The organism is candidate division TA06 bacterium (assembly GCA_004376575.1).
GTDB lineage: Bacteria > Hydrothermota > DG-26 > E44-bin18 > E44-bin18 > E44-bin18.
This window is the reverse complement of record SOJN01000074.1, coordinates 34,592-45,611: the sequence shown is the minus strand read 5'-3', so window position 1 is coordinate 45,611 and position 11,020 is coordinate 34,592. Positions and strand designations below refer to the sequence as shown.

8 protein-coding genes are annotated in these 11,020 nt (G+C 49.9%); 2 read left to right on the top strand and 6 right to left on the bottom strand.

Annotated features, from left to right (window positions below; all coding sequences use genetic code 11):
• Positions 1–376: 376 nt before the first annotated feature.
• Both E3J62_06145 and E3J62_06140 read left to right on the top strand, forming a co-directional pair.
• Entirely contained in the window at positions 377–1,009 is a 633-nt protein-coding gene (locus E3J62_06145) for a class I SAM-dependent methyltransferase (protein ID TET45910.1), read from the top strand.
• Positions 1,010–1,013: 4 nt separating this feature from the next.
• The gene (locus E3J62_06140) at positions 1,014–1,751 is read left to right on the top strand and encodes a hypothetical protein (GenBank protein TET45909.1); all 738 of its coding nucleotides are present in this window, start codon (positions 1,014–1,016) and stop codon (positions 1,749–1,751) included.
• A 325-nt stretch (positions 1,752–2,076) separates the two neighbouring features.
• On the opposite strand, the gene lpxA is transcribed toward E3J62_06140, so the two are convergent.
• The 6 genes from lpxA to E3J62_06110 all read right to left on the bottom strand — a co-directional run bounded on the left by lpxA (position 2,077) and on the right by E3J62_06110 (position 11,009).
• Positions 2,077–2,856, bottom strand: coding sequence for an acyl-ACP--UDP-N-acetylglucosamine O-acyltransferase (lpxA, locus tag E3J62_06135; protein ID TET45908.1), 780 nt, complete (start codon positions 2,854–2,856; stop codon positions 2,077–2,079).
• Positions 2,853–4,160, bottom strand: a complete 1,308-nt coding sequence (locus E3J62_06130) for a bifunctional UDP-3-O-[3-hydroxymyristoyl] N-acetylglucosamine deacetylase/3-hydroxyacyl-ACP dehydratase (GenBank protein ID TET45907.1) — start codon at positions 4,158–4,160, stop codon at positions 2,853–2,855. Before E3J62_06130 ends, lpxA begins: the two co-directional genes overlap by 4 nt.
• Positions 4,096–5,142 carry a UDP-3-O-(3-hydroxymyristoyl)glucosamine N-acyltransferase gene (gene lpxD, locus E3J62_06125; protein ID TET45906.1) on the bottom strand — a complete coding sequence of 349 codons (1,047 nt, stop codon included), beginning with the start codon at positions 5,140–5,142 and terminating at the stop codon, positions 4,096–4,098. The genes E3J62_06130 and lpxD overlap by 65 nt, the downstream gene beginning before the upstream one ends.
• Positions 5,139–6,119 (bottom strand): hypothetical protein, encoded by a 981-nt coding sequence (locus E3J62_06120; GenBank protein ID TET45905.1) that lies wholly within the window; start codon positions 6,117–6,119, stop codon positions 5,139–5,141. The genes lpxD and E3J62_06120 overlap by 4 nt, the downstream gene beginning before the upstream one ends.
• A gap of 36 nt (positions 6,120–6,155) precedes the next feature.
• Positions 6,156–8,402 (bottom strand): outer membrane protein assembly factor BamA, encoded by a 2,247-nt coding sequence (gene bamA, locus E3J62_06115; protein ID TET45904.1) that lies wholly within the window; start codon positions 8,400–8,402, stop codon positions 6,156–6,158.
• 123 nt (positions 8,403–8,525) lie between these two features.
• On the bottom strand, positions 8,526–11,009 hold the full coding sequence (locus E3J62_06110; GenBank protein TET45903.1) for an ATP-dependent Clp protease ATP-binding subunit: 2,484 nt from the start codon (positions 11,007–11,009) through the stop codon (positions 8,526–8,528).
• Positions 11,010–11,020: the final 11 nt, after the last annotated feature.

Here is an 11,020-nt window from a genome sequence, read left to right as displayed (position 1 = left end):
GGTTAGAGGTTCGAATCCTCTCGGGCGTGTATCAAAACAAGCTCAGTGGTTTTTCAACCGGGGAGGGAAATGCCCCCTACGGGGCCACGAATCCGTCCCGTGTATCTCGCTCCGCGAGAAACGGGACCTTCGCCCTCGCGTAACTCGGGCTCGGCAGGTTAGAGGTTCGAATCCTCTCGGGCGTGCCACTTAAAACAGGTTTCAATATTGAACACTTGAACTCTTGAACACTTGAACGGGAGTTGTGGGGAGGAAGAGGGGGAGGTTCTGGGGTTCAATATTGAACACTTGAACATTTGAACGGGAGGTGGGAGGAGATGGGCCTCGGAAGGTTCAATATTGAACATTTGAACATTTGAACGGGAGGTGGGAGGAAATGGGGTCTGGGCCTTCAGGACTAGCAAAGAAGGCAGCCAAAGAGCTGCCAGCCAACGCTGTAATACTTGATGTCGGCGCAGGTGAGGGGAAAGACAGCATATTCTTTGCCAGCCTCGGGCATCAGGTCTCTGCAGTAGAAGCCTCTGTCAATGCAACAGAGACCATGAAAAAAAGGATTGCAAAGAAGAAGGACCTGGACGTAAAGATTATTGTTGATGATATTACGCAAATGAATTTTAAGCCGGATAGATACGACCTCATATTTGCAAACAACTCTCTTCAGTTCATGACGCGCACACAGAGGAATGAATTGTTTGACAAATTCAGGGCTTCAATCAAGAAGGGGGGCCTCATTGCAATCAGCCAATTTACCGTTGAGGAACCAGTCTGGAAGAGGTTGCAATCGAATAAGGACCATGCAATCGGCTTGTGCACGCTCAAGTTCAGAGACCAGGTCATGAACTTCGCACAGCTAGGTGAGTACAAACAACTATTCATAGAAGATCATATAATCCACCACTGGGAAGGCAGGGTTGAAACTGAGGGGCACCCTGGAGCTGAACAACCGCACTTCCACGAGATTGTGAGTGTAATAGCGAGGATCGTTGCCAAAACACAAACTGACCGGTGAACAAATGGAGTTACTGGAAAAAATCTCAAAACTAGCCATTGAACTCGATTGGGATGTGGCCTTTGCAGGAAAGTCAAGTGGCAATCATCACCTGGAAAGAGTCTCAAAGATAGCCGGACATCTTCTCAGTGAAGTGGGCGAAAAATGTGGCGACAGGTTTGTTGTTCTTGCAGGAGCGTGGCTTCACGGTGTCGGACTGATAAATGGAAACTGGGAGCACGCCTCAAGAGGAAAAACGGTAGCAGGCGCGCTACTCAGAAGCCTGGGCATAGAAGATGCAACAAGGGTAAGAATCGAACATTGCGTCGAGGCCCATGACCGGGGAATGGAAGGTAAGGGTGTGGAGGCAGGGACTGTCGAAGCTCAAATAGTACATGATGCGGATACGCTCGACAAGATAGGTCCACTTGGCGTGCTAAGGCATTCCTGGAAGATGTCGCTGGAACTTACCCCCGCCCAATTACTTACACATCTCCCAAAACACCTTGATGAGCGCAAGGAAAACCTCTATTTGGATGTCTCTAGACGGATTGCTGCCCCGTATGAAGGCGCCCTTCGGGACTTCTTCGCAGACGAAAAGGCCGCCCTGCGCATTCTTGATGTCATCAGCCAGTGTGCCAAAGATGGAATCCCTTCGGAAGATGTTGTCAAGCCTCTCCGAAGAGTCGCATCACAGCAGTTCCTAAAAGTCCTCAAGGGTCAGCTTCAACTGAAAATCCTCGAAACCAAACAACTCGGCTAGGATGCGCGGCGCAAGCCCTTCGATCCAGCTCAGGACAGGCGCCGCTACCCCAGACAAGAAGCTGTCAGCTTTCAGCTATCAGTTGGCAAAAGCAGATTCTTCGGCGCTCTGCGCCTCAGAATGACCCCGTAAGACCGAGGGCGATCCGGCTTGTGGGAGATTGCTTCGCGGCCTTCGGTCGCTCGCAATGACATGGCTTGTTTTGGGTGTCAGAGGGGAGGGGAATCGCTCGAGACAAGGGAAAGGCAGATCCTTCGTTCCACTCAGGATGAAATATGCCTCATCCCGCCTACGCTTCATATAGCTTCGGCGGGCTGGGCCTATTTCATTTTTTGATTCCCCGGGCGGAAGACTCAATGAACTTCACAAGATGTTTAATCTCAGCAGTCTGGGGGAATCCGTTCTTCAACTCATCCAGTGCCTGGGTAGTGTTGAGCTTTGAACGAAATAGAATCTTGAAGGCTTTTTTCAAAAGCCCGATATCTTCATTTGAATATCCCTGTCTCCTCAAACCAACAAGGTTAAGGGTCTTCACTCTTATTGGATAACCAGAAGCGCAGACAAAAGGAACAATATCCATCGTCACCCTGACCCCACCGCCTATGACAGACAGCTTCCCTATTCTGACAAACTGGTGTACAGGAACCAGACCGCTCACCAACACAAGGTCTTCCACAAGCACATGACCGCCGAGCTGCGCTGCATTGGCGATCACTGTACCGTTTCCAATCCGGCAATTGTGTGCAACATGGGCATAGGCCATGATAAAACAGCCATCGCCAACTACGGTCTCTTTGCCTTCGCCTGTGGCCCTGTGAATTGTGACATATTCTCTGATAATTGAGTTCTCACCTATCCTGCAAAATGATTTCTCGCCCTTATACTTTACATCCTGAGGCGGCCCACCTATCACAGCTCCATATCCGATCTTGCTTCCTCTTCCGACTTCAGTCCACCCTTCAAGACATGCTCGAGCCAAGATCTCGACATTGTCCCCGATAACAACATTCTCACCAATGATCGCATATGGACCCACGACTACTCCGGACCCCAGTGTGGCTCCAGGATGGACAACCGCGGTCTTATGAACAACTACGTCGCTCATTTATCAACCATCATTGCAGTGAGTGTGCCTTCACAAACAAGGTCTCTGCCCACAAAGGCCTGACCTTTAATAACACAAAGGTTCTTCTTATACTTAACCAAAGTCACAACAGACCTGAGTTGATCACCAGGCGTGACTGGCTTTCTAAACTTCACATCCGCTATTTTGGTGAAATAAACAATTTTTCCGTCCGATTGATCAACCTTGTGCAGAAGCAAGAAACCACCAACCTGCGCCATCGACTCCACGATAAGAACGCCCGGCATGATCGGATGTCCTGGAAAATGACCCGCAAAGAAAGGCTCGTTAATTGTCACATTCTTGGTCCCCACGACCCTGTTTTCTTCGAGCTCAAGTATTCTGTCCACAAGGAGAAATGGGTAGCGATGAGGCATTATCTTGAGAATGTCTGCTATTTCAAAGGCTGGTTTCAATCCACCGACCTCCTTTCTCAACTTCTTCAGAAACTGAACATTGTGAAGATGCCCGGACTTGAAAGCATAAATATCCGCGTGTAAAGGATAACCCAACATTGCAATGTTCCCAATCATATCGGCTATCTTATGCCTGGCGAACTCATCTTTGAACCTGAGAGGCTCTTTGTTGACCAAACCATTTTCACCGATCAAGATTGCATTTTCAAGACTACCGCCCTTGATGAGACCCTTTTTTCTCAGTGGCTTAACCCATTCATCAAAACTGTAGGTGCGAGCGGGTGCCAGTTCGTTCTGGAAGACTTCAGGGGTTATCTCGAAGCGCGCGTATTGGCTGAGCAGATGCGGATGATCATATTGAATACCGAACGTTATGGTAAGAGAGTCCGAAGGGAGTGCTGCTATGCACACTCCGTCTTTCTCATATTTGACAGGATGCTGGAGCGTCTTCGGGCTGCAGCTGTTTTTTTGATCAACCACGCCAGCATTGTTGAATGCCTCCATGAAGGGTTTGGCGCTTCCGTCCATTATGGGGATCTCAGGGCCATTTATCTCGACAATCATATTGTCGATCTCCATCCCGTAGGCGGCGCAAAGGAGGTGCTCGACAGTCAAAACCTCGGTGTCACCTTCTCTAATAGAAGTCTGATGGATGGTATAGTTGACACTGTCCAGAGTGGGTTTCAAACTTGGAGAACCCTTTAAGTCTGTCCTCTTGAATACTATGCCTTTGTCCGGTTTCGCTGGAAGAAATCGCACTTCAGAGGTCTTGCCGCTGTGAAGGCCAATCCCGGAACAGGCTGTCTCACCTGCTATCGTCTTCTGAGGTCTTTCCACCTTTTTGCTCCAGTTTCTCAATCCTTTTGTCAATTTTGTCCACCTTCTTGATCAGCGAAGGGAGTTTGTTCAGCGCGGCATAGCCTCTCATTGACCTGTTGTGGTCCCTGGCTGGATAGCCTGATATTTTCGAATCTGCTGGAAAGGACCTGGTCACACCGGCCTGTGCACCTATGAAAGCCCTGCTCCCGATCTTTATGTGGTGCACCAAGCCAGCCTGTCCACCGATTAGGACATTTTCGCCTATCTCAGTCGAACCTGCGATTCCCGCCTGGGCAACAACAAGGCAGTTTGAACCAATCGTCACATTGTGCGCTATGTGCACCAGATTGTCTATCTTTGTCCCCCTGCCAATACGGGTCCTACCCATTGTAGCCCTGTCTATTGCAGTGTTGGCACCTATCTCAACATCGTCCTCAACAACGACTGTACCCACCTGGGGTATCTTTCTGTGGCCAACTCCATCCCGTGCATAGCCAAAACCATCAGAGCCCAGCACCGCGTTGGCATGAACCACAACTCTGTCACCCAGGATCACACCTGAACAGATGGTAACATTTGGATGTATCACACAGTCTGACCCTATCTCTGCATCCGGGCCTATGTAGGCAAAAGGGTAGATGACAGTCCTATCACCAACCCTGGTATCATCACCGATGTATGCAAGTGTGGCAATGTGTGAGGACGGGGCTACCCGCGCCGTCTCGGCCACATGGGCTCCCTCTTCTATCCCAGGGCCTATCCTCTCGCGTTTGTAGAGAACCTCCATCGCCTTTGCCAGAGCCAACCTCGGGTTCTCCACCTCTATGAGGTTCTTGCCTTCCACATGAAAGCCTTTGGGCACTATTATGCATGACGCTCCTGAACGCTCGGCGGTTTTGAGGTACTGCTCTGAAGCAGCAAACGCAAGTACACCTTCTCCCGCACTATCAATCGGAGCAACCGAAACCACATCGGCATCAGGGTCGCCCCGAAGCTTCCCGTCCAGAATATGAGCCATCTCTTTCAGTTTCATTTTGCCCTGTACACGTTGGCAAGTCTTGAGGCAAGATCACCGACCATGGGAAGAAGGTCTTCCTGAGTCTCGCTGCGCGTAGTTTTCGCCTGCTCCGTGGTCAGCACATCTGCGGTCTTGACATCTAGCAGCTTTATCTCGACTTCAACGGTCGCCCCGAGTTTCGTAACTGTTCCAATCACTGCAACTTCAGCACCGGCAATCCTGCATACATCCACGGCCCTCTTCTCGTCCGCCTCTTCTTCCTTGTCAATCGCCTCCTGAATGAGTGCAGCGCTGAGGTTTCCCTCCCACAGCTCAAACATCCCCAACTTCACCAGCGCCTTTTCAAGAAGATCCGAGATCTGGCGGCCAAAGTTTCCTTCCATTGCTTGGGGACTCGTCTCCTTGAACTTGAAGACCGCAAGCTTGGCCTTCTCAGCCCCAACATGAATCACCTCTTTGTTCAGCTCCTCAAGCGCCCTATCGGTCAGATCGAGTCCTTCTCTTGAATAGACTATACTACTCTCATCAATGTCCAATATGAGATCGAATCCCTCCTCCTCTGCGAGCTTCTCGAGGATCTTGTCTATTTTGGTGACGAGAGGCTTTGTCAGTTCAATTTCCTTCCTGGCTGCCTTCCCATCCGGACCCCAGATTTCTGATATGAACGCTTCGTACTTCTGCTTCTTCTGCTCCAGCTCAGATCTCTTCCTCTCCTTCGCCTCCTCGCTGAGCATCAAAACCTGGTCCTTGAATTCCTCGGAGAGCCTATTAATCTCCTTCTTCATTTCCTCGGCCTTCTTGCGCCATTCATCTACTTCCTTCTGAAACTGCTTCTGCACGTCTGACGCGCCTACAAACTCTCTGAATATTCGGCCTGAACTGATATATCCTATCTTGGCTGCATCTGCAACAACCAGACTTGACAGAAAAACGAGCGAGGACAACAATGCAACTAAACTTCCTCTTAAATATGTCTTCCTCTTTCGTTTCACGCTTTTTCCCTTGTATGAATCCTACAGTGTGTCGGTCTAAAAGGCAGTTCCAATCTGGAAATGGGGCTCCCAGCCCGGGTAGCGCTTATCGAATCCATAGCCAAAATCAAAGCCCATAATGCCCATCATGGGAATCTCTATTCTAACACCAAAACCTGCACTCTTCTTCATATCATCTCTGCTGTCAAACTCTACCTCCCTCAAGCCTTCCCAGACATTGCCCGCGTCTGCAAAGAAGAGCCAGTAAACACCCTTGGTAAGGGGAATCTTATATTCAGCGTTTAGAACCAGCGCGATCTTCCCTCCCATAGGATTGAGGCCGGACTTGGGCCCTATGTCACGGCCCCAATCGCCATAGCCTCTGACGCCCCAATCTCCCACACCCCCAACAAAAAATCGCTCACTGATCGGAACGGCTTCGACTTCCTGATAACTGCCCACATATCCGCCCCGAGCCCTGAACATAATCACATTCTTCCACACGAGCGGATGGTACCATCTGCTCTCGGCTTCATACTTTTGATACCTTACCTGTCCTCCCAGGTAGCCGCCAGCAAACTCGCCGGAGATCATGTTTCTGGTTCCTATGGTTGCGTTGAAGAAACTGTCTCTGGTGTCTCTAACCAGAGTGAGCCTGGTTGTCGAGGCCCTTCTTTTCCCTTCCCAGTCCAAGAAGGCCTGGCTGGAGGTGGTGTCAACTATGTATTCTACGTCTTCCAGTCTATACATCCAGTAGCCCCTGGTGTATTCCGGCCAGGGAATGGATCTGGAGGCGGTTACAGCACCGCCTATCCGCTTCTCATCATAGCCGTCTCTTATCCGGGTAACATAGAAAAGGTCTGCGCCCACTGTGAGGGGAGTGTCGAAAAGCCAGGGTTCTGTGTATCCAACCTGAACATTCGTTTTTCTCCCACCCCGCTCCAGCTTTATGTAACTGCTTTCACCTCTGCCCATGAGGTTGGGCAACGACAGCGTCAAATATCCGGTCAACTGGTCCACCTGACTGTAGGCGACTCCCATACCTATCTGGCCTGCCATCTTCTCCGTGACCTTGAATATAAGATCTATGTCTCCCTCTTCATTCGACGGTCTGGAATCGATCAGTACGTCCTCAAAGAATCCCAGGTTGAAGACTGCCCTCTGGCTTTTGACCAAAAGAGAACGTTTGAAGATGTCTCCTGGCAGGATTCTTATCTCCCGCCTTATCACTTTCTCACGCGTCTTCATGTTACCTTCAATATCAATCTTCCTCACGTGCGCAGGATTGTTCTCAGTTACCTTGTAATGCACATCTATGATAGTGTCTGAGCGAACAGTCTCATCTGGTATGATGGACGCATAGATGTACCCTCCCTCCCCAAAAATGGAATACATCTCCATCAGAGATTTTTCCATCTTCTCAGAATCGTATATGTCTCCGGTTTTGTACTTCAGCGCCCTCTTCAGGAGATCTGTTCCGAAAACCTCATTCCCTTCAAGAGATATGTTGCCCACTCTGAACCTCTTACCTTCATCCATGGTGATAGTTATGTACATCCACTCTTTTGCGTCATCATACGTTATTTCATGCTCAGTAACCCTGCAATCCGCGTAGCCGCGCTTTCGATAGAACTCCACAATCCGATACAGATCCTCCTCAAACTCCTCCTCACTAAACGATGCAGACCTGTACCAGGTCTTCTCTCTGTTTTTCATGCTCCCTTCAACCTTATTGTCTGGAAAATGTTCGTTACCCAAAATCGTTATCTGCTTGATCCTCACCCTTTTCCCCTCATCTATCAAAAACTCCAGCTTTATCTGCTCGTCTTCAAGTGGGATCTGCCTGTCGGTCACTTCTGCCAGGAGATAGCTCTTATCCTGATAGGCATCCAGTATCCTCTTCTTCCAGAGCAGTATCCTCTGGGAAGATGCAATCTCCCCCTCCACCACCTTGGTCTCTTCCTCCAGTTTCTTATCCGATATTTTCTTATTTCCTGTGTATTTGACTGATGCAACGACGGGGAATTCCTTCACCCGAATTGTCACATCCACGCCGGCGGGCACCAGTGTGGTGTCGATATCCACGTCGGAAAAGAGGCCCAGTCTGTAAATCTTCTTGATGGCATCTCTGGTCACACCGAGCTTCAGCTCGCTACCACCAGTAATCCCGGAAGCAGAGATTATAAAATGGCCATCTGTGTTGGTGTTGCCAGCAACGGTGACGTTCACCACCTGTTGGCCAGAAGCCACCACACAGGGAAAAAGAAGAAAGAAAACGAATACTAACGTCTTGAAAATCCGCATCTTACACCAAACCTTGTTTGAGTTGCAATATATCAGATGGCCATTCCAGAGTCAACAGAAAAAGGCGGAACTCGCTTGCGCGTAAGCCTCCGCCTATCTTAGTTTTGGATAGTATTGTCACACTCAGTGGTTCTCGCCCAGCCTGCCGAGTCTGTCCGCATCCGTCGCGGCCATCTCTTCCTTGCAGACCGATTCGAACTTAAGCTTGCCCCCCTCTCCTCTGGTGATGTAAACACTCATGTTTACAACCAGCTTGCCCCTCAATATTTGTTCAGATAGAGGGTCCTCCAGAAGTTTCTGGATCGCTCTCCTTAGTGGCCTTGCGCCATAGGTTGGATCAAAACCCTCATCAATAAGGAGCTCCTTCGCATCATCAGCTAGAACGAGGTCAAGAGCTTTCTCTCTCACTCTCGACCTGACCTCGTTGAATAGAATGTCAACAATAAGCTTCATCTCCACTCTGCCAAGTGTCCTGAATATGACTGTCTCATCGATTCTGTTAAGGAACTCAGGATTGAAGGTTCTCTTCAACTCTGCCAGAAGCATCTTCTTCATCTTCTCGTATGTTTCCGCCTCATCGGCTTTCCCGAACCCTAGCGTGACGCCCTTCCTGATCTGCCTTGCACCAATGTTGGAAGTCATGATCAGGACAGAGTTTTTGAAGTTCACCTTCCTGCCGAAGGAGTCTGTTAACTGCCCATCTTCAAGAATCTGTAGAAGTATATTGAACACATCCGGATGTGCTTTCTCAATCTCATCCAGAAGAATTACGCTGTAGGGCTTCCTCCTCACCTTTTCCGTCAGCTGTCCCCCCTCGTCATATCCTACGTATCCGGGAGGAGCACCTATCAGTCTTGAAACAGAAAACTTCTCCATGTATTCGCTCATGTCCACTCTTACCAGTGCATTTTCATCGCTGAACAGAAAGGATGCCAGAGTTTTTGCCAGCTCAGTCTTCCCCACCCCGGTCGGTCCAAGGAATATGAACGATCCTATGGGACGTCTGGGGTCCGTCAAGCCTGCACGGCCTCTCCTGATCGCCCTCGATATGACTTTCAGGGCTTCATCCTGGCCAACAACTCTTTTCCTTAGCTCTGACTCCATGCGAAGCAACCTCTCCTGCTCCTTCTCTTCCAGCTTCACAAGAGGGACACCTGTCCACATGGATATCACCTGCCTCACATCTTCCTCAGTAACCTCACCAATCTCAAGTTTCAGCTTCTTTCCCCACTCCTTCTTCATCTTCTCTATTCTTGCCTCAGCGTTCTTCTGCTCGTCCCTGTACTTCGCTGCCGCCTCAAAGTCCTGGTTGGAAATCGCCTCCTCCTTCTTCCTTTTCAGGTCATCCAGTTTCTTCTCTTCTTCCTTGAAATCAGGTGAAGAAGGATACCTGCGTAGCTTCACCCTTGAGCCCGCTTCGTCAATCACGTCTATGGCTTTGTCAGGAAGATACCTGTCAGATATGTACCTGTCAGACAGTCTTGAGGAGGCCACGAGTGCTGCCTCTGTGTACTTCACCCTGTGGTGCACCTCGTACTTCTCGCGCAACCCTTGAAGGATTTCAATAGTCTCATCGACTGAAGGTGACTCTACAACTATAGTCTGGAACCTTCTCTCCAGAGCGCCATCTTTCTCAATGTGTTTCCTGTACTCTTCCATGGTTGTTGCCCCTATACACTGGACCTCACCTCGAGCCAGTGAGGGCTTGAGCATATTGCTGGCGTCAATAGCCCCTTCGGCAGCGCCGGCACCAACGATGGTATGAAGCTCATCTATGAATATGACAACGTTGGATGCTGTCTTTATCTCGTTAAGAACCGCCTTGAGCCTCTCCTCAAACTGCCCTCTGTACTTTGTGCCCGCGACAACAGCAGCCATGTCCAGAGCCAGAACCCTCTTATCAAGGAGTGCATCAGGTACACTTCCTGCGATGATCTTCTGGGCCAACCCCTCCACAATAGCGGTCTTCCCAACTCCTGGTTCTCCTATGAGAACGGGGTTGTTCTTTTTTCTCCTGCTCAATATCTGAACGACCCTTTCAATCTCCCCCTCTCTACCGATTATGGGGTCAAGCTTCCCCTCCTCTGCAAGTTTGGTAAGGTCCCTGCAGAAGAAGTCAAGAGCGGGGGTCTTGCTCTTCTTTGATTTCGGGGGTTGGAATGCTTCAAATGTACCTCCTAGAAGCCTCAACACCTCTTTCCTGACAGCCTCGAGGTCCACTCCCAGACTGGAAAGGACACCTGCTGCAACCCCATGCTTCTCTCTCAGCAGGCCAAGGAGAAGATGCTCTGTGCCTACGTAGTTGTGCCCGAGGGTCTTAGCCTCCTCCACAGCAAGCTCCAGGGCCTTCTTGGCGCTCTGGTTTAAGGGGATTTCTCCAATTGTCATGGTTGAGCCGCCGGCTTCCACAGAGTCCTCGACCGCCTGCCGAACAGATTCGAGGTCCAGCCCTAAGTTGGTAAGAACCATGGCAGCGACCCCTGTTCCTTCTCTTATCAGTCCAAGTAGAATGTGCTCGGTGCCTATATAGTCGTGCTGTAGCCTGACAGCCTCTTCTCTGGAGAGGTACATAACTCTTCTAACCCGCTCACTGAACCTCTCTTCCATATCTTAACCTC

Coding starts and splice junctions, on each gene's coding strand:
- E3J62_06145 (TET45910.1), top strand. CDS start 377: ATGGGGTCTGGGCCTTCAGGACTAGCAAAGAAGGCAGCCAAAGAGCTG.
- E3J62_06140 (TET45909.1), top strand. CDS start 1,014: ATGGAGTTACTGGAAAAAATCTCAAAACTAGCCATTGAACTCGATTGG.
- lpxA (TET45908.1), bottom strand. CDS start 2,856: ATGAGCGACGTAGTTGTTCATAAGACCGCGGTTGTCCATCCTGGAGCC.
- lpxD (TET45906.1), bottom strand. CDS start 5,142: ATGAAACTGAAAGAGATGGCTCATATTCTGGACGGGAAGCTTCGGGGC.
- bamA (TET45904.1), bottom strand. CDS start 8,402: ATGCGGATTTTCAAGACGTTAGTATTCGTTTTCTTTCTTCTTTTTCCC.
- E3J62_06110 (TET45903.1), bottom strand. CDS start 11,009: ATGGAAGAGAGGTTCAGTGAGCGGGTTAGAAGAGTTATGTACCTCTCC.